Origin of the sequence: Methylorubrum rhodinum (assembly GCF_014199935.1) — a bacterium.
GTDB lineage: Bacteria > Pseudomonadota > Alphaproteobacteria > Rhizobiales > Beijerinckiaceae > Methylobacterium > Methylobacterium rhodinum.
The window spans coordinates 143,210-165,191 of the sequence record NZ_JACHOP010000010.1; the positions used below are offsets into that span (position 1 = coordinate 143,210).

General features: G+C 70.6%; 26 protein-coding genes. 16 read left to right on the plus strand and 10 right to left on the minus strand.

Going from position 1 to position 21,982, the window contains the following annotated elements; all coding sequences use genetic code 11:
* Positions 1–30: 30 nt before the first annotated feature.
* From HNR00_RS13475 to HNR00_RS13485, 3 genes are all read right to left on the minus strand, one after another.
* The gene (locus HNR00_RS13475) at positions 31–1,086 is read right to left on the minus strand and encodes a GGDEF domain-containing protein (RefSeq protein WP_183570079.1); all 1,056 of its coding nucleotides are present in this window, start codon (positions 1,084–1,086) and stop codon (positions 31–33) included.
* Between the two features lie 156 nt (positions 1,087–1,242).
* Positions 1,243–2,763: a DEAD/DEAH box helicase gene (locus HNR00_RS13480; protein ID WP_183570150.1), complete on the minus strand. Its 1,521-nt coding sequence runs from the start codon at positions 2,761–2,763 to the stop codon at positions 1,243–1,245.
* 235 nt (positions 2,764–2,998) lie between these two features.
* Positions 2,999–3,229, minus strand: coding sequence for a hypothetical protein (locus HNR00_RS13485; protein WP_183570081.1), 231 nt, complete (start codon positions 3,227–3,229; stop codon positions 2,999–3,001).
* A 428-nt stretch (positions 3,230–3,657) separates the two neighbouring features.
* Between HNR00_RS13485 and HNR00_RS13490 the strand changes: the two genes are divergently transcribed.
* The 7 genes from HNR00_RS13490 (at position 3,658) to HNR00_RS13520 (ending at position 7,947) form a co-directional block, all read left to right on the plus strand.
* Entirely contained in the window at positions 3,658–4,548 is an 891-nt protein-coding gene (locus tag HNR00_RS13490; protein ID WP_183570083.1) for an outer membrane protein, read from the plus strand.
* Between the two features lie 702 nt (positions 4,549–5,250).
* Positions 5,251–5,646: a hypothetical protein gene (locus HNR00_RS13495; protein WP_183570085.1), complete on the plus strand. Its 396-nt coding sequence runs from the start codon at positions 5,251–5,253 to the stop codon at positions 5,644–5,646.
* 29 nt (positions 5,647–5,675) lie between these two features.
* On the plus strand, positions 5,676–5,957 hold the full coding sequence (locus HNR00_RS13500) for a hypothetical protein (RefSeq protein WP_183570087.1): 282 nt from the start codon (positions 5,676–5,678) through the stop codon (positions 5,955–5,957).
* A 100-nt stretch (positions 5,958–6,057) separates the two neighbouring features.
* Positions 6,058–6,477 (plus strand): DUF2934 domain-containing protein, encoded by a 420-nt coding sequence (locus tag HNR00_RS13505; RefSeq protein ID WP_312886053.1) that lies wholly within the window; start codon positions 6,058–6,060, stop codon positions 6,475–6,477.
* Between the two features lie 160 nt (positions 6,478–6,637).
* Positions 6,638–6,919 carry a hypothetical protein gene (locus tag HNR00_RS13510; protein ID WP_376770384.1) on the plus strand — a complete coding sequence of 94 codons (282 nt, stop codon included), beginning with the start codon at positions 6,638–6,640 and terminating at the stop codon, positions 6,917–6,919.
* Positions 6,920–6,930: 11 nt separating this feature from the next.
* A complete protein-coding gene (locus tag HNR00_RS13515; protein WP_183570093.1) occupies positions 6,931–7,614 on the plus strand; it encodes an HAD family hydrolase in 684 nt (227 codons plus the stop codon).
* A gap of 123 nt (positions 7,615–7,737) precedes the next feature.
* The gene (locus HNR00_RS13520) at positions 7,738–7,947 is read left to right on the plus strand and encodes a hypothetical protein (protein WP_183570095.1); all 210 of its coding nucleotides are present in this window, start codon (positions 7,738–7,740) and stop codon (positions 7,945–7,947) included.
* 326 nt (positions 7,948–8,273) lie between these two features.
* On the opposite strand, the gene HNR00_RS13525 is transcribed toward HNR00_RS13520, so the two are convergent.
* From HNR00_RS13525 to HNR00_RS13535, 3 genes are all read right to left on the minus strand, one after another.
* Entirely contained in the window at positions 8,274–8,531 is a 258-nt protein-coding gene (locus tag HNR00_RS13525) for a hypothetical protein (RefSeq protein ID WP_183570097.1), read from the minus strand.
* Between the two features lie 260 nt (positions 8,532–8,791).
* The gene (locus tag HNR00_RS13530; RefSeq protein ID WP_183570099.1) at positions 8,792–9,172 is read right to left on the minus strand and encodes a DUF6481 family protein; all 381 of its coding nucleotides are present in this window, start codon (positions 9,170–9,172) and stop codon (positions 8,792–8,794) included.
* Positions 9,173–9,443: 271 nt separating this feature from the next.
* Positions 9,444–9,653 (minus strand): cold-shock protein, encoded by a 210-nt coding sequence (locus HNR00_RS13535; RefSeq protein ID WP_183570101.1) that lies wholly within the window; start codon positions 9,651–9,653, stop codon positions 9,444–9,446.
* Positions 9,654–9,984: 331 nt separating this feature from the next.
* Between HNR00_RS13535 and HNR00_RS13540 the strand changes: the two genes are divergently transcribed.
* From HNR00_RS13540 to HNR00_RS13550, 3 genes are all read left to right on the plus strand, one after another.
* The gene (locus tag HNR00_RS13540) at positions 9,985–10,347 is read left to right on the plus strand and encodes a hypothetical protein (RefSeq protein ID WP_183570103.1); all 363 of its coding nucleotides are present in this window, start codon (positions 9,985–9,987) and stop codon (positions 10,345–10,347) included.
* 63 nt (positions 10,348–10,410) lie between these two features.
* Entirely contained in the window at positions 10,411–10,926 is a 516-nt protein-coding gene (locus tag HNR00_RS13545) for a peptide deformylase (RefSeq protein WP_183570105.1), read from the plus strand.
* Between the two features lie 102 nt (positions 10,927–11,028).
* Complete coding sequence (locus HNR00_RS13550; RefSeq protein ID WP_183570107.1) at positions 11,029–11,406, plus strand: hypothetical protein; 378 nt, start codon at positions 11,029–11,031, stop codon at positions 11,404–11,406.
* Between the two features lie 10 nt (positions 11,407–11,416).
* On the opposite strand, the gene HNR00_RS13555 is transcribed toward HNR00_RS13550, so the two are convergent.
* A complete protein-coding gene (locus HNR00_RS13555) occupies positions 11,417–12,355 on the minus strand; it encodes a manganese catalase family protein (RefSeq protein ID WP_183570109.1) in 939 nt (312 codons plus the stop codon).
* A 252-nt stretch (positions 12,356–12,607) separates the two neighbouring features.
* Between HNR00_RS13555 and HNR00_RS13560 the strand changes: the two genes are divergently transcribed.
* Positions 12,608–14,350 carry an L-lactate permease gene (locus HNR00_RS13560; RefSeq protein WP_183570111.1) on the plus strand — a complete coding sequence of 581 codons (1,743 nt, stop codon included), beginning with the start codon at positions 12,608–12,610 and terminating at the stop codon, positions 14,348–14,350.
* A gap of 81 nt (positions 14,351–14,431) precedes the next feature.
* On the opposite strand, the gene HNR00_RS13565 is transcribed toward HNR00_RS13560, so the two are convergent.
* Positions 14,432–14,851 (minus strand): DUF983 domain-containing protein, encoded by a 420-nt coding sequence (locus HNR00_RS13565; RefSeq protein WP_183570113.1) that lies wholly within the window; start codon positions 14,849–14,851, stop codon positions 14,432–14,434.
* Positions 14,852–15,029: 178 nt separating this feature from the next.
* Between HNR00_RS13565 and HNR00_RS13570 the strand changes: the two genes are divergently transcribed.
* The 3 genes from HNR00_RS13570 (at position 15,030) to HNR00_RS13580 (ending at position 17,150) form a co-directional block, all read left to right on the plus strand.
* Positions 15,030–15,569 (plus strand): GNAT family N-acetyltransferase, encoded by a 540-nt coding sequence (locus HNR00_RS13570; RefSeq protein WP_183570115.1) that lies wholly within the window; start codon positions 15,030–15,032, stop codon positions 15,567–15,569.
* Between the two features lie 111 nt (positions 15,570–15,680).
* On the plus strand, positions 15,681–16,397 hold the full coding sequence (locus HNR00_RS13575) for a response regulator (protein WP_246390596.1): 717 nt from the start codon (positions 15,681–15,683) through the stop codon (positions 16,395–16,397).
* A gap of 252 nt (positions 16,398–16,649) precedes the next feature.
* Entirely contained in the window at positions 16,650–17,150 is a 501-nt protein-coding gene (locus HNR00_RS13580; protein WP_183570120.1) for a hypothetical protein, read from the plus strand.
* Here the strand turns inward: HNR00_RS13580 and HNR00_RS13585 are convergent.
* Complete coding sequence (locus HNR00_RS13585) at positions 17,126–17,974, minus strand: LysR family transcriptional regulator (RefSeq protein WP_183570122.1); 849 nt, start codon at positions 17,972–17,974, stop codon at positions 17,126–17,128. The genes HNR00_RS13580 and HNR00_RS13585 overlap by 25 nt on opposite strands.
* A gap of 96 nt (positions 17,975–18,070) precedes the next feature.
* Between HNR00_RS13585 and HNR00_RS13590 the strand changes: the two genes are divergently transcribed.
* Positions 18,071–18,475 (plus strand): tautomerase family protein, encoded by a 405-nt coding sequence (locus tag HNR00_RS13590; protein ID WP_183570124.1) that lies wholly within the window; start codon positions 18,071–18,073, stop codon positions 18,473–18,475.
* 18 nt (positions 18,476–18,493) lie between these two features.
* Here HNR00_RS13590 and HNR00_RS13595 read toward each other — a convergent pair whose 3' ends face one another.
* On the minus strand, positions 18,494–20,359 hold the full coding sequence (locus tag HNR00_RS13595) for an ABC-F family ATP-binding cassette domain-containing protein (protein WP_183570152.1): 1,866 nt from the start codon (positions 20,357–20,359) through the stop codon (positions 18,494–18,496).
* A gap of 250 nt (positions 20,360–20,609) precedes the next feature.
* Here HNR00_RS13595 and HNR00_RS13600 point away from each other — a divergent pair, with 250 nt between their 5' ends.
* Positions 20,610–21,836, plus strand: a complete 1,227-nt coding sequence (locus tag HNR00_RS13600; RefSeq protein WP_183570126.1) for an acyl-CoA dehydrogenase family protein — start codon at positions 20,610–20,612, stop codon at positions 21,834–21,836.
* Positions 21,837–21,982 lie beyond the last annotated feature (146 nt).

Genomic DNA, 21,982 nt, shown 5'->3' on the forward strand with positions numbered 1-21,982 from the left:
TGGGATCGCGCGAGGGGGCGCGCGCGCCGCTCAGGCCACGTTGGGCAGGGCGGCCGCCTGGCTCTCGTCCAGCGTGCGGTTGCGGCCGGCGCGCTTGGCGGCGAACAGGCAGGCATCGGCCCGCTCCAGCAGCGAGACCGCGTTGTCGTCGGCGCGCTGCATCGCGACGCCGAGCGAGACCGTGACCTTGCCGAGCGACTCGCCGGTCGAGCGCTTGACCAGTTCGCGGCCGGTCACGCTGGTGCGCACCCGCTCGGCGATCTCGCGGGCGGTGGCCCGGTCGGTCTCCGGCAGGACGATGCCGAACTCCTCGCCGCCGAAGCGGGCGAGCGTCGCGCCCTTCTGGCCGACATGCTCGCGCATCACGATGGCGACGAGGCGCAGCACCTGATCGCCGGTGAGATGGCCGTAGAGGTCGTTGAAGCGCTTGAAGTAGTCGATGTCGAGCACGATCAGGCTCGACGGCCGGTGGGCCGCCCCCGCATCGATCGCCCGGCGCAGGCCTTCCTCGAAGTTCTTGCGGTTCCCTAAGCCCGTCAGCGGGTCGGTCAGGCTCTCCAGCCGCGTCGCCTCCAGCGTCTCGCGCAGGGATTCGATCTCGCTGCGGCTCTCGCGCATGCGGGCTTCGAGGGTGCGGTTGTTGGCGGTCACGTTGCGGGTGTTGGCGATGATCGCGGCGACCACCTCCTTCAACCGCGCCCGGCTCGTCGCCGCGTTGGCGATGTCGTGGGTGAAGGCCTGGAGCGACTCGCCGTACTGGGCGGTGGAGCGGACCGAGACGTCGATCATCTCCATGATGCCCTCGACCTCGGCGATGAGGCTCGAATTCATCCGGTCCATCTCGCCCGCGAGACGACGCCCGTCGATGTAGGTGTCGTGCAACTGGTCGATGTCGGCGCTGGTCAGCGTGCCGTTCTGCGTGGTCAGGCGCTTGATGGCGTCGTTCATCAGCGGCTGGCTGCCGGCCACGTAGGTGTACCAGACCGCGTAGGCGCGCGGCGTCGCGGAACTGCAATAGTCCCGCATCAGCTCGAAGCTGCGCTGCGCCAGGACAAGGCTGCGTTCACGGTCGAGGTCGGGGCTCATCCGGCGATTTCCGCTCCTCCGGACGAGGGCCGTCCTTGTCGGACTATCGCCCCGCGATCCTCGCCAGGACGTTAAGAGCGGGCTGAGAAATGCGCGCGGAAGTCCCCATCCCGCGGCTTTTCCCCGGCTGGCGGGATCCGGGGAAGGACGACCGGATCAGTCCTTGCTCCTCCGCGGCGCGGTGGGCTTCAGCAGGAAGGCCGGCACGTGTGAGCCAAGGCCCACCGGCGTATCGTCGTCCTCGTCGCGGTGGCGGCCCCGCGCTTCGCCGCGGGCGCGCTCGGGCGCGCGGCGGGGCTCTCGGGCCGGCGGCGAGACGGGCTCGGCCTCGCGGCGCGGTTCCGCCTCGCGGCGCGGCTCTTCGGACCGGGCGCGCTCGCCCGCGGCGCGGCGTGTCCGCCCGCGGCCCTCCGCGCGTCCGCCCTCGGCCTTCGCGCCCTCCCGCTCGGACGGCTTGTCGGAATCCTTCTCCGCGGGCTTGCCGGTGCTGCGCCGGGTGCCGCGGCGGCGGCGCGGCCCGGCCTCGTCCTCCGCCGGCTCGGACAGGCTGGCGAGGTCGCCGTCGAGCCACGCGATCGGCTGGCCGATCAGCGCCTCGATCGCCGAGAGCGAGCGCTCGTCGGAGCGGTTCGCCAGGGTGAAGGCGTTGCCGGCCCGTCCCGCGCGGCCGGTGCGGCCGATGCGGTGGACGTAGTCCTCCGGGTGGTGCGGCACGTCGAAGTTGAAGACGTGGCTCACCGCCGGGATGTCGAGGCCGCGGGCGGCGACGTCGGACGCCACGAGCAGCGGAACCTCGCCGCTGCGGAAGCCGTCGAGCGCCGCCGTGCGGGCGCGCTGGTCCATGTCGCCGTGCAGCGCGGCGACGTTGAAGCCGTGGCTGGCGAGCGACTTCTGCAGCAGCGCCACGTCGCGCTTGCGGTTGCAGAAGATGATGCCGTTCTGGAGCTCGTCCGCCGCGCGGATGAGCTGGCGCAGGACCTTGCGCTTCTCGTGGCCCTCCGAGCCGGTGGCCACGAGGCGCTGCTCGATGGTGGTCGCGGCGGACGCCGGGCGGCTGACCTCGACCCTCTGCGGGTTCGACAGGAACATGTCGGCCAGCCGCTCGATCTCCGGCGGCATGGTCGCGGAGAAGAACAGCGTCTGGCGGGTGAACGGCACCATCTTCACGATGCGCTCGATATCGGGGATGAAGCCCATGTCGAGCATGCGGTCGGCCTCGTCGATGACGAGGAGCTCGACGCCGGTGAGCAGCAGCTTGCCGCGCTCGAAATGGTCGAGCAGGCGGCCGGGGGTCGCGATCAGCACGTCGGTGCCGCGGGTGAGCTTGGCGTCCTGGTCGGCGAAGGAGACGCCGCCGATGATGAGCGCGACGTTGAGCTTGTGGTTGGTGCCGTAGCGCTCGAAGTTCTCCTCGACCTGGGCCGCGAGTTCGCGGGTCGGCTCCAGGATGAGCGTGCGCGGCATGCGCGCCCGCGCCCGGCCCGATTCCAGCATGGTCAGCATCGGCAGGGTGAAGGCCGCGGTCTTGCCGGTGCCGGTCTGGGCGATGCCGAGGACGTCGCGGCGGGCCAGCACGTGGGGGATCGCCTGGGCCTGGATCGGCGTCGGCTCGGTGTAGCCGGCCGCAGTGACGGCCTGGAGGACCTTGTCGCTCAGTCCGAGATCGGCAAAAGACATCTGGTGCAGGGAACCATCGCGCGTGGGATCGGCCGGTCGGTCGAGGGCCGGGCGCGTTCCGCCGGTTCTCGCGGTGCCGTCGCGCAAGCCGTCGTCGCGCATCCCGACGCGCGCGACACTTAGAGGGCCGGGCGGGCTTGTCAATCGATCGCGGGGCGCGAGCCCCGGCCGCATCGACCGGGCACGGTTGCGCCCAGGGCATCCGGATCCGCGGAGACCGGCGGCGGTCGGCCCGTCAGCGCCCGCGCAAGGCGCAGGGGTCGAGGGCGGTCGTCCTCGCCGCCGGGCCGATCGAGCCCGTCACTATGGGATCGAGATCGCGGGAGGCCACGAGCGCCGCACCGGGCTCGATCGTGCGGGCGACATAGTGGCCGAGCAGGGCGGCGGCGACGCCCGCGGCGAGCGTCACCTTCACGGTCCACGAGAGAAGGCCGCGCGTCGCCTTCGGATCGGAATCGAGAGACATGGCGGCGGGATCCGAACCCTTGCTGGAAGCCCCGGCGGGGCCGTGGGCCGAGATTGCCCGAACAGGGTTAACGCCGCCTTCGCCCTCTCGCCGGCCCCCGCGCCCGCGCGGGACCCTCGGGGGCCAGCCGAGGTCCGAAAGACTTTATTTACCACGTCGGCGGATCGGCGTCCGATCAAGTCTTGACTTCGACTTCGGGCTATTCGGAGCAAGACTGGACGTGCGGAACGACACATCCGGTCGGGGCCGGCGCATACGGGTGCGTAAGCTTCACGTTTCGTTGACGGGTTCGGTCTAATTGCTTCGTTCATCGCAGGAGGGCGACGCCATCCGGGGAAGGTCCCCGGCACTCACCAGGCCAGGATGCAGGCCGTAACAACCGGAGCGTGATGCGCACCGGCTCCCGCCGAACTCAGGAACGTCAAGCCATGAAGACCCTTCTCCTCGCCTCCACCGCGCTCGTCGTCGGCACCGTCGCCGCTTCGGCCGCCGATCTGCCCCGCCGCATGGCGGCGCCGCCGGTGTTCCAGCCGGTCCCCGTCTTCACCTGGACCGGCTTCTACGCCGGTTTCAACGCCGGTTACGGCTTCGGCACCAACGACAACCGCCGCGACCCCACCATCATCGGCGTGAACGGTGCCTCCGGCCTCGTCGCCGCCCCCGGTGCCGCCGTGATCGGCTTCAGCAACGGCCGCACCGCCAACGAGGGCTTCGTCGGCGGCGGCCAGATCGGCTACAACTACCAGTTCACGCCGGGTTCGGGCTTCGTCGTCGGCGTCGAGGCCGACGCCCAGTACGTCGATTTCGGCCGCGAGCGGAACCGCTTCGCCGTCGCTCCGGGCTCCGCGGCCTTCCTGGCCGGCACCCAGATCTTCAACCCGAACGGCGTCTCGGGCCTCGACTATTTCGGCACCGTCCGCGGTCGCCTCGGCTACGCCTTCGACCGCACCCTGGTCTACGGCACCGGCGGCTTCGCCTACGGCGCCGGCGGCGGCCGCGAGTTCGGCCTGCCGAACGGCTCCAGCGACGACTTCAAGACCGGCTACGCCGTCGGCGGCGGTATCGAGTACGCTCTCCCGACCGACTCGTTCCTGAACTTCTTCCGCTCCTCGGCCGTGACGCTGAAGGTGGAAGGCCTGTACGTGAACCTCGACCGCGGCAACCGCACCACCGGCGCCTTCGCCGCGACCCCGGCCGGCGCGCTCGTCTACACGAACAGCCCGGGCGTGATCCTGGCGAGCGGCGGCGCCGCCCGCAACCGCGACACCGAGTTCGCCGTCGTCCGCGCCGGCGTCAACTACAAGTTCGGTTCGTACTGAGATCGTCGCAAGACGAAGCTGGAAAAGTCTCGACACCTTCCCAGCGCCGACGGCTCCCCCGAGCCGTCGGCCGCCTTCGGGCCCGGCGCCATGCGCCGGGCTCTTTTCGTTTGGCCGCGATCCTGCAAAAGCGCTCTGCAAGTGCGCTCTGCGAGTGCGCGGCGCCCGGTCTTCATGTCCGGTTTACCATACCGGCGGATGCTGCCGGGCCGGATGCCCTCGAACGGGCCGCCGGACCCCGCGAACGCCAGGCGAGGCCCGCAGCCGCATGATCCATCCGAGACGGGCCAGGGATGACGACCGGCCGGCGCGGCGGTGGGGGCGGCGGTGGGGGCTGCCTTGCGCGCTCGCGCTCTTTGCCGCCGCCGCGGTCTCGGCTATGCCCGCCGCTGTCCGCGCGGAGGAACCGCTCTACCTGCGGATTCGTCCCAAGCCCTCGTCCGAGGCGGCCGTCTCGGCGGGATCGGTGCAAGCGCGCGGGTTCGGGCGCGAATCCGGGCGTGAGTCCGTATGGGAGCGCGCCGACCGGCGCGCCCGCATCGCGATCGCCTCGGTCTGCACCGGATGCCTCGACGCGCGTTCCGTCGGGCGTCCGATCGAGGCGCCGGACCCGGTCGTGCGTGCGTCCCCTCCTTCCCCCGTGGCGATGGCCGCGGCGGAGGACAGCGTTTCGTCATCCACCCCTTCGCCAGCAGGTGACCCATGAGTCAGGCCCACCCGACCACCGGCGCGACCGTCGATCCGGAATGCCCGGTCTCCCTCGAACTCCTCGGCGAGGTCTACCGCGCCGACGAGTACGACCTGCCCTACATCCTGGAGACGATCCCGGCGCTGACGCGGGCGAAGCTCGCCGCCTACCTCTACGGCAAGAGCCACATGCACCAGCTCGGCCTCAAGGTGGCGCGCGCCTGCGAGCGCGACGACCTGATCCGCGCGGCCGGCGAGATCGGCTCGGTCATCCACGGTCAGTCGAACCTGAAGGCCGCGCCCGCCGCCGCCCCGGAGCCCGCCGCCCCCGGCCGCGGTGGCCGGGCGGTGCCGGCCCCGAAGAAGATCAGCCTCGGCGGCTCGGCCGCCAAGGGCCGCAGCTTCGACTGAGGCTGCCGGCCTGAAAGGAATCACGAAACATGTTCGGACCGTGGTGGAAGCTCGGGGTCGACACGACCCTTCTCGCCTTCGAGGCGCAGGCGGTGATCGGCCTGCGGCTGGCCAAGCTCGCGGCGGGCGGCAGCGCCGCTCAGGTCGAGGCGCAGCGCATGGTGAGCGAGAAGGTCCTTGCCGCCGGCGAGGCGGCGATGCAGATCGCCACCGGCGCCTCGACCGGCGCGGTGGTCGCGGGCTACCGCCGCAAGGTGCTGGCGAACCACCGCCGGCTGTCGCGGGCACCCAAGGGGGCCGCCAAGCCGTGAGGAAGCGGGGCGGTTAACCGCACCTTAACCATGGCCTCCCATCGTTCGGGCTCACGCCGGACGACCATCAGGAGGCTTCATGCCGTTGTGCGAGCACCAGGTGCGCGAGCGCGCCTACTACATCTGGGAAGACGAGGGCCGGGGCTTCGGCCGGTCCGAGATCCACTGGCTGCGGGCCGAGGCCGAGCTGCGCCGCGCGGTCGAGGCGGCTGCCGAGGTCGTGGCCGAGGCCGCTCCGAAGGCCCCTAAGGCCGCCGCGAAGCCTCGCGCCAAGGCGGCCGTGCGCACGCCCGCCGAGGCGCTGGCGGGCGTCACCGAGGCGGCCAAGTCGCCCGCAGCCCGCACGGCCGTGAAGCCGGTCAAGACCGCATCCAAGACGGCTGACAAGGGCGCCGACAAGGCTTCGGCCGACGCTTCGGCCAAGGCCCCTGCCAAGGCTCCTGCCAAATCGGCTGCCAAGGCCGCGCCGAAGGCAACGCGCGCAAAACCCCGCGCCACCGAGGGCGTGTCCCTGCACTGAACCCGTCCCCCGCGGCACGGTTCGAGAGCCCGCCGCCCGAAAGGGACGGCGGGCTTCGCCGTTTGAAGGGGGGAGGGGCGACGCCGGCTCGGGAACGCCGGGCAGGCTCGACCGTTTGTTCCACGCCGCCCGCCGGGGCGAGGGTTCGCGAGAGGGTGCCATGCGCGCGATGACGACAGGATTGCTGGCGGCGGCCCTCGGCGCCACCCTGGCGGCCGGCACGGCCGAGGCGGGGCCGCGGCGCGAGGCGGTCTTCGAGGGGCCGGCCGTGCCGGCAGCGAGCGGTCGCGCGCCGTGGAACACCCCGTGGGAGTACGATTCGGGCAGCGACAACGACCGTCGCCCGGAACTGCCCTATTACCAGCAGGGCCGCGGCCAGCAGACCGGTGGGCCGGCCCGCAACCTGTTGCCCGACGACGGCCTGCATATCGTCCCGCGCTGAGCGACGCATCCGTGGCATCGCACCGAGGCGCCGTCGTCTTCGACATCGACGGCACATTGCTCGACAGCGTCGATCAGCATGCCCGCGCCTGGGTCGAGGCGTTCGCACATTTCGGGATTCATGCGGAGGAGGCGGAGGTCCGCCACCAGATCGGCAAGGGCGGCGACCAGCTCCTGCCGGTCTTCGTCGATCGCGACCGGCTCGCCCGCGAGGGCAAGACCATCGAGGCCTACCGCTCCGACCTGTTCAAGCGGCGCTACCTCGATCAGGTCCGGCCGTTTCCCGGCGTGCAGGAACTTCTCTCCCGTCTGCGGGAGGACGGCCTGGCGGTCGCGCTCGCCTCCTCGGGCAAGGCCTCCGAGGTCGAGAACTACCAAAGAATCCTCGGCATCGAGGGTCTGGTGGACGCGGTGACGAGCGCGGACGACGCCGATCGCTCCAAGCCCCATCCGGACATCTTCGAGGCGGTGCTGGAAAAACTGCCCGGCCTGCCGAAGGCGGCGGTGATCGCGGTGGGCGACACGCCCTACGACGCCGAGGCCGCCGGGAAGGCCGGAATCAGGACCATCGGGCTCCTGTGCGGCGGCTTCCCCGAGGCCGACCTGTCGGCCGCCGGTTGCATCGCGCTCTACCGCGACCCGCAGGACTTGCTCGACGGCTACGCCCGCTCGCCCCTCGCGGTAAAGAGGCTGTGAACGGCGACGCGTCCCTGCGGGGAGGCGGGTAACCGCGAGCCGGCAAACCTATAGCCATTCCAGCCGGAAGGGTCTATGAGCGCGCCCCGCGGGGGGCCGAAGCCCGCTCTTGGGATGCACTCGATGCCGACCACTGCCGAGACGCTTGCGCCGTCCTCGCCCTGCCCGGGCAAATCCCTGCAGCAGCAGGTCGCCGAGGCGATCGAGGATCGCGCGCTGCCCATCAGCCGGCTGCTGCGCCTGATGTGGGCGCTCGACGCCGACCACAGCCCCGCCAACCAGAACCTGCGCGCCCGCCTGCGCGCCCGCATCGGCGAGCCCCTCGGCGCCTGATTCTTTTCGGGAGTTTTCTCCCGCGCATCCGAGATTAGGGCTTTTGCTGGATCGCGGCAAAAGTCGAGACGGTTCAGGTGCTTGAAGCGCGTTGTTGAGGCGATGCATCGATCGCCTTCGGTTCAACTCAGCTCTCAACCTCACGCCGTCATTGCGAGGCGAAGCCGAAGCAATCCAGGGCTCCGCACTCTCCGGAAAGGTCGTTTCCGTGGCCGCTTACGTCGGCGCGGTCTCGACTGCTTCGAGAAGGTCGCGCCCTGGATCGCTTCGGCTCCGCCTCGCGAGGACGGGGAGGGCGAACGGAAGCCGTCCGCCGAGACCGCGCCTCAGCGGTGACGCCGCCGACGCTGGCTCTTCTTGGCCGGGCCGCCCGCCTTGCGCTGCATGCAGGAGGCCCAGATCCGGCGGCCGATCTCGTGCAGGCCGAGATTGAGCGGGTCGGGCGCCGAAAACACCTGCGCCCGCGCCTCGCTGCGGCAGAAGGCGTCCTCGGCGCTGCGGATCGGCGGCTCGGCCTGGGCGCCGGTCGCGATCAGCGACAGCCCGGCCGCGGCGGCCAACAGGGCGAGCTTCCGGGCTGGCATCCCGGCCTGCTCTCGGGTGATTCGCCGGATGGTTCGCACGGATGTCCTCCCCTCAAGTCACGGCCTCGCCGCGTCTTTGAGGGGAAGTGGTGCCGACAAAGCCCGGCCTTGCCAAGCGCCGTCCGGCGAAATCCTGCGAAGATTGCGTAGTTTGCCCGGAGAGCCGAGGCGCCTCGCGCCGCCGTGTCCGATACGAAAAGAAAACGCGCCGGGCTCGAAGCTCCGGCGCGTGCGGTCGTGGTCGTCGTGGAGACCGCCCGTCAGCGGCGGATCTTCACCTTGGCCTTGCGGGCCGCGTAGCGGGCATCGCGGGCGGCCTTCTTCTCGGCGGCTTCCGCGGCCTTGCGCTCGGCCGTCGCGGCGGCCTCGGCGGCCTCGCGGGCGATCTGGGCGGCGAGTTCCGCCTCCTCGCGCAGGCGCTTCTCTTCCGCCGCCTTGCGCTCGGCCTCGATCCGGGCGCGCTCACGCTCGCGGGTGCGCTCCTCGCGGGCGCGGGCCACCTCGGCGCGGGCCTGGGCCTTGGCGCGCTGCTCCGGATCGTCGGAGGGCGGGCGGGCCTTGAATTTCTCGAGCAAGGCCGCCTTGGCGGCCTGGGAGTTCTGACGACGGTCCTCGAAGTTCCTGAAGTCGAATGCGCTCATATGACCTTTCTCATGTGGTGATACGGCCGGCCGCCGGGTCTCCTCAAGGGGCGGCGTCTCGCGGATCGGGCCTTCGAGACCGGATCGCGTGGAACGGGCGGCCGAGACTCGGCGAGAGCCTTATGCAACCGGCGCACTCGATGCACGAGTGCGTCGCAACACGCAACAGACGTCGAAGGTTCCACGGCCGGCTTCGGCAAGATTTTTCGGCCTGTTGCGGCAAATCGCCAGTGTTCGTAAACGCCGCCCGCCGGCCGGTCCCGGCGCGGCCTCAGCCGGCCTGGAGGTTGATCGCCGCGGGCTTGCCGCTGCGGCGGTCGTTCTCGATGTCGAACGTCACCTTCTGACCCTCGGCGAGGCCGCGCAGACCCGCTTGCTGGACGGCGGAGATGTGCACGAAGACGTCCTTGCCGCCGCTGTCGGGCTGGATGAACCCGTAGCCCTTGATCTCGTCGAACCACTTCACGGTGCCAGTGTTCATGCGGGTCTCTCCTTCCCCATCGTCAGGGGCCGCACGGGCTGCGTCCCGGCCTCAAGGCCGTCCCGATCGTCGAAGCGAGCGAGGGGAGTGGTGCCGGAGCCGCATCCCGTTCGGGACATCGGGGACGATCTCGCAAAGATCGGCCGCCGATCGACGGGGCGTACGTATGATCGAAGAGGCAAACCTGCAACCCGGACGAAGGTTTCATCGTGGCCGTTGGCTTCTTCGCGGTCGAACGACCTTGGCCTTACGTTGCCCGGACCGTGGCCCGCCCGTCGTTCACGGGAAAGGGAGCCGGTCTCCCGGCCCCCGAACCTTTCCGCGCCGCTCCGTGATCGTGGCCGCGGCGGTAGCTGCGATCGCGGTCACCGGGGCGCTGCTCGCGGTCATCGTCGTCGCAATAGCCGTTGCGGGCGCGCATCTCGCGCCGGGCCCGTCCGGGCCGATGGTGATCGACCGGGCCGAGGCCGGCGCACGGGTGGCCACTGTCGCGACGACGGGAGTGCCCGCGAGGAGGGGCGTCACGGTCTTTATGCGATGTCTCTCCTGTCTCGGTTCGAAGACCGATGCATGGTACGTAATGAGGTTCAGATTTCGGTCGGTCGTCTCGGTCCGAGTCCGGCAAATCCTGCAAAATGTACTTCTCTCGTCGGTGCCGAATGTGCGTGAAAAGCTCGTTTTCACGCGGCTGTGACCCGCGATCTGCCACGCTCGTCATCGGATGCCCTGTCCGAGACCTTCTGAGACGGAACCCGCCATGCCTGCCCGCCCGCTGATCTTCCATCCCGATCCGCGCCTGAGCCGCCCGGCCGCGCCGATGGCCCTGTCGCCCGAGGCCGTGCGCGTGCTGGCGCAGGACGTGCTCGACACCCTCGGCGCGGTCGGGGCGATGGGGCTGACCGCGCCGCATCTCGGCATCCCCGAGCGGATCGTGATGATCCGCATGCAGCCGGACGAGCCGGCCGCAGCTTACGTCGATCCGGTGGTCGTCTGGGCCTCGATTGAGCGCGCCGCGCACCCCGAGGGCAGCGTCTCGATGCCCGGCGTGATCGAGCCGGTGGAACGGCCGGCCCGCATCCGGGTCCGCTACCGCGACCTCGACGGGGTGGAGCGGGAGGAGGCGGCGGAAGGGCTGCGCGCGGCCTGCCTCCAGCACGAGATCGACCAGCTCGACGGCGTGTTCTGGACCGAGCGCCTGACCCGCCTGCGCCGCGAGCGGGCGCTCAAGCGCTTCGCCAAGCTGAAGGGGCAGGCGGGGCGCCAGGGGACGTGAGGCGGCGTGAGGGTGTGCGGGAGAGCACCGGCCCGGCGGGCGTCGTTGCACGGCACCGTTCGCGGCATGGTAGGATCGAACCGTTCGTCCGGGACTTTTCCGATGCGCCGCCTTCTCCCTCTCTTCGCCGTCCTCGCCGCCATGAGCGCTGCCACGAGCGCCGCCGCGCAGGGGGCGCCCGCGAAGGGCGCGTCCGAGCCGGCGATCGGCTGCACCTCGCTGGCCAACCTGCGCAGCCTTCTGCGCGACACCAAGGGCGACACCGCTGCGGCGCTGGCGACGATCCGCGATCCGAAATCCGATCTCGGCTGCAGCACGGTCGAGCGCGCGGCCGTGACCGAGATCACCGACCACGTCTCGCTGGGGGGGCGCGCCTACGACTGCCTCGCCATCAAGGGCACGGCGGTCTGCCACTGGGTGGTGGCGGGAGCGGTGGCGCCGCCCGAACCGAAGGCGGCGCCGACCAAATCCAAGAAGTGAGAGGCGAACCTCAGCGGGCCTTCTTGGTCAGCTTCTGGGCGATCTCGAACATCTCCTCCGGCGCGTAGTCCGGCGTGAAGGCCGAGGGGACGCCGGTGAGCTGGTGGATCTTGCCGCCGTCCGGCATGCCCTCCACCACCTCCAATTCGCCCGGCGGATCACCGGGAAGCGCCTGCTCGCCGTTGCCCCAGAGGCCCGCGATCTCGCGGTAATCCTTCGGGCTCCAGGTGTAGAGCCGGCGGTGCGAACCCTCCGCCAGGTACTTCTGGCTCTCGGGGATCTTCGACAGGTCGATGTTGGGCGTGGGCAAAAACTTCTCGATCTCGACGCCGGTGATCTTCTTCAGCGCCAGCGCGTAGGCATGCGCGTGGACCGAGCCGCGCACCAGCAGGTAGCCGCAGACCTCGCGGCCGGTCGGATCGGTCAGCGTCTCGTAGACCCGCAGCTTGTGCAGCCGCGCGCCGCATTCGAGGTGGAAGTTGTGCAGCAGATCGACGACGACGTTGCCGGTCGAGGTGATGAAGTCGTTGTTCCACGAGGCGCCGTTGCTGTTGATCGGCGCCGCCCCGCCCCCGCCCGAGAGGAAGGCCGCCGCGAGGCGGATGTCCTTCATGTCCTCGAACGGCGCGCCGGTGATGTCGCCGCCGTCGCTCGTGTCGCCGTCGCTCGTGTCGCCGTCGTTGTCCGGCCCGTTGTTGAGCATGGCCACGCCGTTGCTGACGAGCTCGACATGGCCGAGCTCCTCCGCGGTGATGCTGGCGACCAGGCTGTAGAACGGCTTGAGCTTGTCCTTGCTGCGGAAGTTGAAGCTCTGGAACATGTAGTTCCCGAGGGTCGACATCTCGCCGTACTTGCCCCCCAGGAGTTCCTGGAGCGCGGCCGCCGCGTTGGGATCGCGGCGCTTCGGGGCGGGCAGTTCGGCCTGCAACTGGTCGACGCGCATGAACATGAGAGGGCTCCTTCGCCGTCGCGACCATGAGGGTCGCGATCTGGGAATCCCCTTGGGAACCCACCCGGAGCCGCCCGTATCCGAGCCCGCTTCAGGTTTACGCACGGCCGAACGGACGGCGCGCCGTAACCTGTTGCAAGGTCACGACACTTGCCCTGCATACAGGATACGATGCGTTGAGCGGGCCGGACGCCTCTGCTAGCACCCGCCCACAAGGTCCGGAAAAAACCGGGCAGGAGGAGGGCGACGCCCGTGACACCCTGGAACCAAGTCTACGATCCGTTCGGGAGCCAATGGCTCTCGACCTTCATGGCCTCGCTGCCGGTCATCGCCCTGCTGGGCATGATCGCCAGCGGTAAGATCAAGGTCCACATCGCCGCCGTCCTGGCGCTGATCGTCGCCTTCCTCGTGGCGGTGGTGGCCTTCGGCATGCCGACCGACCTCGCGGTCCGCGCGACCATCCTCGGCATGGTCACGGGCATGTTCCCGATCGGCTGGATCATCCTGAACGTGATCTTCCTCTACCGCCTGACGGTGGAGAAGGGCTGGTTCGGAACCCTTCAGCAATCGGTCGCGGGCATCACCGAGGATCGGCGCATCCAGCTCCTGCTGGTGGCCTTCGCCTTCGGCGCCTTCTTCGAGGGCGCGGGCGGCTTCGGCACCCCGGTCGCCGTCACCGGCGCCATCCTGATCGGGCTGGGCTTCTCGCCGCTGGCCGCATCCGGCCTCTCGCTCATCGCCAACACCGCCCCCGTGGCCTACGGCGCGCTGGGCGCTCCCGTTCAGGGGCTGGCCTCGGTGACGGGCTACGACCCCTACGTGCTCGGCGCCATGATCGGCCGTCAGCTGCCGTTCTTCTCGGTGATCGTGCCGTTCTGGCTGATCTGGGTGTTCGCGGGCTTCCGCGGCATGATCGCGATCTGGCCGCCGATCGCCGTCTGCGGCATCTCGTTCGCCCTCGCGCAGTTCCTGATCTCGAACTTCATCAACCCCTGGATCGTCGACATCGGCGCCTCGCTCGCCTCCATGGGCGCGCTCGTGCTGTTCCTGAAGTTCTGGCGCCCGGCCCAGGTCTGGACCTCGCCCGCGCTTCGCGGCCACGATCCCTCGCTCGGCTACGGCGCGCCCAAGCCGGCGTCCCTCGGCGCGGGCGTGCCGAGCGACCTGCCGAAGGTCAATCTCGGGGGCCGCACCGCCACCTCGCGGGAGATCTTCATGGCCTGGGTGCCGTGGATCATCCTCTCGATCATCGTCGCGATCTGGGGCACCGGCTGGTTCAAGGGCATCGTCAACCCGATCTTCTCGTGGAAGTACGAGGTGCCGGGCCTGCACAACATGATCATGAAGGTGCCGCCGGTGGAGGCGAAGCCGAAGGCCGAGGCCGCGATCTTCAACTTCACCTACATGTCCTACACCGGCACGGGCGTGCTGTTCGCCGCGATCATCTCCGGCTTCATCATGCGCTTCTCGCCGCTGCGCCTGATCACCGCCTATTTCGAGACGATCTGGGTGCTGCGCTACTCGCTCATCACCATCGCGGCGATGCTGGCGCTGGGCGTGCTCACCCGCTACGCGGGCGTCGACGCCACGCTCGGCCTCGCGTTCGCCGGAACCGGCATCCTCTACCCGTTCTTCGGCACGCTGCTCGGGTGGCTGGGCGTCGCGCTGACGGGCTCGGACACCGCCTCCAACGTGCTGTTCGGCGGCCTGCAGCGGATCACCTCCGAGCAGCTCGGCCTGTCGGGCATCCTGATGGCCTCGGCCAACTCCTCGGGCGGCGTGATGGGCAAGATGATCGACGCGCAGTCGATCGTCGTCGCCTCGACCGCCACCGGGTATTTCGGCCAGGAGAGCAAGATCCTGCGCTTCGTGTTCTGGCACTCGATCGTGCTGGCCTGCCTCGTCGGCGGCCTCGTGATGCTCCAGGCCTACGTCTACCCGTTCACCGAGATGGTGATCCATCCGCCGGCCGGCCTCGCGCCCGCCGCGCACTGAGCCGGACCGGCCTCACGCCACACGAAAAGGCCCGCCCCGTTGCCACGGGGCGGGCCTTTCTCGTTTCAGAGGCGGACGGGCTCAGGCCGGCCCGGACGCGTCCGGCTTTACGGCCGCCGCCGGGGCGGGCCGGGCCAGCCGGCCTTCCTCGGCCTTGTGGACGTACTGGCTCGCCACCAGCCAGCCCTTGAAGAAGCGTAAAGGCAGCGTGCAGGTGATCAGCACCACCGGCAGCGTCAGCACGAAGTGGAGCCAGACCGGCGGGTCGTAGCTCAATTCCAGCCACAGGCCGAAGGCGACCGCGGGGATCGCCGTCGTCATCATCACGAAGAAGGCCGGGCCGTCCGCCGGGTCGGCGAAGGAGAAGTCGAGCCCGCAATCGTCGCAAGCCGGCGCGACCTCCAAAAAACCCTTGAACAGATGGCCGCGCCCGCAGCGCGGGCAGGCGCTGCGCGCGGCGCAGGACAGCGGCGACTGGGCGGTATAGGCGGGATCGGGCATCGAACCTCTCTTCGATCGGGCAACGGAGCCCGGCCGCGATGGTTCGCCCTCATCACAAGCCCGCGACATCCCGGCAAGGGCCGGCCTCGCCCGGCCGATATTCGCAAGCCCCTCGGGATTAGGCCGGCGGCGTCGGACGTGCCTTTCCCTGCCCGTCTCCACGCCCACATGCAAAGAGATGTTCCTCCGGCGCGCCCGTCCCGAAAACCTCCTCGACCTGCCCCGGATCGAGACCGAGCGGCTGGCGATCGTGTCGCTGGAGCGGGCCGACGCGGCGGCGCTCCACCGCCTCACCGACGATCCGGCGATCACCGGCGCCATCGATTTCCTGCCCGAGCCCTTCACGCTCGCGGATGCCGAGGGGCTGATCGCGGGCGCCCGGCACGGGCGCGACCGCTTCCTCGGAGCGTGGCTGCGCCAAGAGAGAATGAAGGACAGGACGCTCGCCGGCGTCGTCGGCGCGCATCTGCGGGGGGAGGGCACCATCGAGATCGGCTACTGGGTCGGCGGCGCCGCCCGCGGGCGCGGCTTGGCCGCCGAGGCGGTGGGCGGCGTGCTCGGCCTGCTGCGCGGCCGCTTCCCGCGCCGGACGATCCTGGCCGAGTGCCGACCCGGCAACGTCGCCTCCTGGGGGCTGCTGCACAAGCTCGGGTTTCGCGAGACCGGCGCGGAGGGCCACCGTCCGGGCCGGCGCCAGCTCGTGCTGGAGGGTTCCTGACGGGGCCGGCGATTGGACGAAAGCACGGGCAGCCATCCTTGCCGAAATGCCCTAGGATTCACGACTGAGACCGGGCCGTCCCGGCCCACCGGAAGGCGTGACCCCGCGATGATGGCCAGCGCAGCAACCGATCCGGGCAACGAACCCGCCCCGCGCGCGGGGGAGGGCACCTTGCGTCTCCTCCTCGTCGACGACCATCCGCTGTTCCGCGAGGCGCTGGCGAGCGCCATCGCGCTGGCCTTCCCCGGCGCCGAGCTGCACGAGGCCGACGGCATCCGCGCGGCCTGCGACATCCTCGACCGCAACGCCGGCATCGACCTGACGCTGCTCGATCTCACCATGCAGGGCGTGGCGGGCTTCGACGGGCTCGTCACCATCCGCACCCGCTTTCCCCGCGTGCCGATCCTGATCGTGTCGGGGCTGGAGGAGCCGCGCATCATGCACGAGGCCCTGCGCCACGGCGCGGCGGGCTTCGTGCCCAAGGCCGTCGACAAGGCGACGCTGACGCGCGCCATCTCCGAGGTGCTGGGCGGCGCCCTGTTCATGCCGCCCGACCGCGGGGGCCCGCCCGCCCCCGCCCGCCCCAACAGCCGGAAGCCGCCGCTGGCCGAGCGCGTCGCCCGGCTGACGCCGCAGCAGATGCGGGTGCTGACGATGATCCGGCAGGGCAAGCTCAACAAGCAGATCGCCCACGAGCTTCAGGTCGGCGACTCGACCGTGAAGGCCCACGTCTCCGAGATTCTGAGGAAGCTCGAGGTCATCAGCCGCACCCAGATCGTGATCGAGACCGCCTATCTCGATTTTGACCAGACCGGCGGGGGGTTTTGACGCCCGTTCGGCCGTTCCAACCCACCCACCTCATCCTGAGGTGCTCAGCCGCTGGCTGAGCCTCGAAGGAGGGCTCCAGCCAGCCGCGCGACCCCTGGAGCCCTCGCTCAAAGCTGCTTCGCAGCACCTCAGGATGAGGGGAGGATTGGGAAAAACCGCGGCCTGCCGGACGTTATGCAAAAAGAATCCGGTCGCCGGACGGTCTTCGATGCACGATAGTGCCGACGTTGGGTGCGGGGCGAGGGGCGTGACATGGCCGAAGGTGGCGTGGCCGAACCCGGAACCGGCATCGCACCGGAGGGCCCGTCCGCGCCCGTGACGCTGGCCGACTCGCTGGTGCGCGAGGCCGGCTGGGGCCCGGCGCAGTTCGGCCGGGAGGGGCCGAACCCGCCCTACCTGCGCATCGGCGGGCGGCTTCGCCTGTCGCTCTCGGCCTACGAGCCGTGCTTCGCCGCTGTCCACCGCGACCGCGGATTGTTTCGCTCCAAGGTCGGCATGGCCGACCATCTCGCCAAATACGACGCCCTGATGGTCGATCCGATCGCGTTCGAGGAATGCTTCGGGGCCGGCGAGGGCAACGCGACGGTGTTCCCCTTCGGCGCGTGGCTCGGCGTCCGCCGGGTCGGCTTCGGCGGGCTGGAGCTGTGGGGCAAGCGCCAGGGCGCCGTGACCCTGCCGCTGGAGCCGCTGACCGTGGCATCCGCGATCTGGCTGCGGCGGGCGCCGCTTCAGGCGCCGCGCAACATCGACTGAACCGCGGCCTCCAGCGCGCGGGCCGCAGCGGCGACCGCCGGGGAATGGGCGCGGGCGAACATCACGATCTCGGAGGGCGGGAGCGCAGGCAGGCCGTAGCGCGGTCCCACGTCGCCCATCCGCCCGGAGGCGACCGCGCCCATCGGCGCGATGCCGAGGCCCGCCCGCACCGCGGCGACGAGCGCGCTGCAGGAGCCGCCGACGAAGGCCTCGCGCCAGGGCCGGTGGGCGGCCTCGAGATGGCGCACGGCCATCGAGCGCACGCCGCAATGGGGGCCGAGCGTGACGAGGGGGATCGGCCGGTCCGGCGCGACGACATCCTCCTCGGTGGCGCGCCAGCCCAGCGGATCGAGCCCCAGCACCTCGCCGTCGGCGCCGCCGGCCTCGCGGCGGATGATCACGGCGTCGAGTTCGCCCTCGTCGAAGGCCGTGCGGATCGGCTGCGACAGCCCGAGGCGCAGTTCGACCGCGCTGCGGTGGGGAAGCGCGGCGCGCACGTGCCGGATCACGTGCTCCAGCCCGGTGCCGAGCGCGTGGTCGCTCGCCCCGATGGCGAGGCGGACCGTCGGCGCGTCGTCGAAGCGCGTCGCCGCGTCGTGCGCGGCCATCAGCGCCCGCGCCTTGGCGAGGAAGGCCACGCCGTCCTCGGTCGGCCGGACGAAGCGGGGCGTGCGCTCCAGAAGCTTGCGGCCGAGCGCCGCCTCCAGCGCCTTGATCCGGGCGCTCACCACCGGCTGCACCGTGCCGGCGGCCTCCGCCGCTCGCGAAAAGTTGCCGAACTCGACCGCGAGGAGGAACAGCCGCACCGACGCGAGATCGAGCATGATCTATTTTCGCTATGATGATGAGAGTCAATCATAGCGTTCCATGGGGGTGCGGCAACGGCCAGATTGCTCCTGCGAAACACCCAGGAGGCTCCCATGCCGATGATCATCGTCCGCTACGTCACGCCCATGCCCCGTCCCGATCTCCGCCCCCGCATCGCCGAACTCGCCGCGCGGCTCGGCGCGGACAAGCTCGGCAAGGACAGAAGCGTCACCGCCGTGCTGGTCGAGGAGGCCGATCCGAAGGGCTGGTTCATCGGCGCCAAGAACCCGACCGACGAGGGCCTCTCGGCCTTCTGGATGGACTTCACGATCACCGCCGGCACCAACACCAAGGCCGAGACCACCGCCTTCGTGAAGGCCGCGTTCGAGGGCATGGAGGCCCTGCTCGGGCGGCTGCACGAGGAATGCTACGTGCTGGTCCATGCCGCCGACGGCGACGCCTACGGCTATGGCGGGCGCACCCAGAACGGCCGCTGGGCCGCGGCCCATCCGGGCTGAGCGCGGGGCGCGCGGGCCCTACGCCGCCCCCTCGATCTCGCCGCTCACCTCCAGCCACTCCTCCTCGGCCTTGGCGAGCGCGTCGGCGGCCTCGGCCCGCATGCGGGCGAGGTCGCCGGCTTTGGCCGCGTCCTTGAGGAAGGCGGTGCCGTCGGCGAGCGCCGCGTCGATCTTCTGGATGGCCCCCGAGAGCTTGCCCATCCGCGCCTCGATCCCGTCGAGCCGCTTCTTGAGCGGCGCCAGCGCGGCGCGGCGCTCGACCGCGGAGCGGCGCGCCTCGGCCTTCTGGCCGCCGGTGGATTCCCCCGCGGACTCCGTCCGCTCCGGGCCGGCGAGCACGAGGCGGCGGTAATCGTCCATGTCGCCGTCGAAGGTCTTCACCGAGCCGTCGCGCACCAGCCAGAGCCGGTCGGCGCAGGCCTCGATCAGGAAGCGGTCGTGGGAGACGAGGATCACTGCGCCCTCGTAGTCGTTGATCGCCTCGACCAGCGCCTGCCGGCTCTCGATGTCGAGGTGGTTGGTCGGCTCGTCGAGGATGAGCAGATGGGGGCCATCGAAGGCGGCCAAGCCCATCAGCAGCCGCGCCTTCTCGCCGCCCGACAGTTTTTCCACCGGCGTGTCCGCCTTGGTCGCGGGAAATCCCAGCCGGGCGGCGGCCGAGCGCACACGCGCCTCGGGCGCGTCGGGCATCCGGTCGCGCACATGCGCCACCGCGCTCTCGGTGGGGCGCAGCTCGTCGAGCTGGTGCTGGGCGAAATACGCCACCTCCATCTTGGAGGAGCGCTTCATCTCGCCCGCGAGCGGCGGCAGCCGCCCGCCGATCAGCTTGCAGAAGGTCGACTTGCCGTTGCCGTTGGCGCCGAGCAGCGCCACCCGGTCGTCGGGGGCGAGCGACAGGTTGAGCCCCGTGAGCACGATGCGCTCGCCGTAGCCGGCCTGGACCCGCTCCATCGCGACGATCGGCGGCGAGAGCGGCTTGTCCGGGCTCGGCAGGTGGATCACCGGCACGTCGTCCTCGATCAGCGCCGCGATCGGCTCCATCTTGGCGAGCCGCTTCATCCGCGACTGGGCTTGGCGCGCCTTGGTCGCCTTGGCCTTGAACCGGTCGATGAAGCTCTGGAGATGGGCCCGCTCGACGTCCTGCTTGGCCTTGGCTTTCGCCTGGAGCACCCGCTTCTCGGAGAGCTGGCGCGCGAAGGAGGTGAAGCCGCCGCGGTAGATCGTCAGCTTGCCGCGGTCGAGATGCAGGATGTGGTCGACCGAGGTGTCGAGCAGTTCCCGGTCGTGGCTGATGATGATCGCCGTGCGCGGGTATTTTTCGAGATAGTCGTAGAGCCAGAGCGTGCCCTCGATGTCGAGGTAGTTGGTCGGCTCGTCGAGCAGCAGCAGGTCCGGCTCGGAGAACAGGACGGCCGCGAGCGCCACGCGCATGCGCCAGCCGCCGGAGAAGTCCGCGCAGGGGCGGCTTTGCGCCGCCGCGTCGAAGCCCAGCCCGTGCAGGATCGCCGCCGCGCGGGCCGGGGCCGAGTGGGCGCCGATATCGACGAGCCGCGTCTCGATCTCGGCGCGGGCCACGCCGTCCGCGTCTTCCGCCTCCCGCATCAGCCGGGCGCGCTCGGTGTCGGCGGCGAGCACGACCTCGTGCAGGGTCTCGGGCCCGGCGGGCGCCTCTTGCGCCACCGCGCCGATGCGCATGCCCTTCGGCACCGAGACCGCGCCGGCGTCGATGGCCAGCTCGCCGAGGATCGCCCGGAACAGGGTGGTCTTGCCCGCCCCGTTGCGGCCCACCAGCCCGACGCGGGCGCGGTCGGGGATCGCGAAGGTCGCGGAGTCGAGGATGACCCGCTCGCCGATGCGGTAGGTGAGATCGTTGACGCGCAGCATGGCCGCGTTCTGGGGGCGGGCGGGGGCGAGCGCAAGAGCAGGCGGCACTCTCCTCCCCCTTGCCTCCCCCTTGCGGGGAGGAGTTGGAGGTGGGGGTGGTTCAGGAGGAACCACAAAGGTGCCTTCTGCCCGACCCCCACCCCTACCCCTCCCCGCAAGGGGGAGGGGAATTCGCGCTCTCCGCGAACGTTTTGCCGACTTGAGCGTTCGGTTCCCACGACCAAACTATGCCGTGGGAGGGTGGGACGCGATGGGCAAGCCCGACATCATGGAGCCGCGCCCGCCGGAACTGCTCTCGCCCTGGCGCACGGAACGCCGCGTCGCCCTCCAGGCGGAGGCGCGGACCTTCGCCCGCGACGTGGTCCTGCCGCTCGCCGACGAACTCGATCCGCAGAAGGGCGAGATGCCCCGCTCGCTCATCGACCAGATGGCGCAGAAGGGCTGGTTCGGCATCACCATCCCCGCCGAGTACGGCGGCATGGGCCTGGGCGTCTTCGAATACTGCCTGATCTCGGAGGAACTCGCCCGCGCGTGGCTCTCCACCGGCTCGATCCTCGCCCGCGGCCAGGGGCTCGGCACCCAGACGATCGACGACGAGCGCCGCAAGGCGCTGCTCGGTAAGTCCGCCCGAGGCGAGTGGATCGGCTCGATCGCCTTGTCCGAACCCACCGCCGGCTCGGATCTCGCCGGGGTGCAGACACGGGCCGTGCGCGAGGGCGACTATTGGTACCTCACCGGCACCAAGCGCTGGGCCGGTTTCGCGCAAGGCGCGGACTTCATCGAGGTGCTCGCCCGCGTGCGCGACCCGAAACCCGGCGAACCGCGCTCGGCCGGGCTCGAACCGTTCCTCGTGCTGAAGGAACCCGGCACCTTCCCCGAGGGCATGCAGGGCACGGTGATCGACAAGATCGGCTATCACGGCTTCCTCACCTTCGAGCTGAAGCTCGACCGGGTGAAGGTGCCCGAGCGCGACCGCCTCACCGGCCTCTACGGCGACGAGGGCGCGGATGCCGATGCCGGCGGCTTCGCCTCGGTCCAGCGCGGCCTCAACATCGCCCGCGTCCACACCGCGGCCCGCGCGGTCGGCGTCGCCCGCGCGGCGGTCGAGGACTGCACCGCCTACCTTCAGGAGCGCGAACAGTTCGGCCGGCCGATCGGCCAGTTCCAGGCCCTGCGCTTCGCGCTCGCCGACATGGCGGCGGAAGTGGCGCAGGCCCGCGCCTACTGGTGCCAAGTCGCCCACCTCCTCGACGAGGGCCTGCCCGCCGAGAGCGAGTCGGCGGCGGTGAAGCTTCTCGCCACCGAGATGGCGGTGCGCGTCACGAACCAGGCGATGCAGCTCCACGGCGGCAACGGCTACACCACCGAGCGGCGGATCGAGCGCTACTGGCGCGACGCGCGGCTGACCACGATCTTCGAGGGCACCAGCGAAATCCAGCGCCGCATCATCAGCGACCGGATGCTGCCGCGGGGGTAAGGCGGCGGGGCGCGGGTCGAGGCAGCTCACGATCGGCCGCCCCATCCTCCACCGTCATCAACTCAGTTCGTGGCGACCTGTCGTTTTTCGGCGAAGGCGTCGCGCAGGCGCGCGTTTGCGATGACGATGAGGCGCCGCATGAGGGC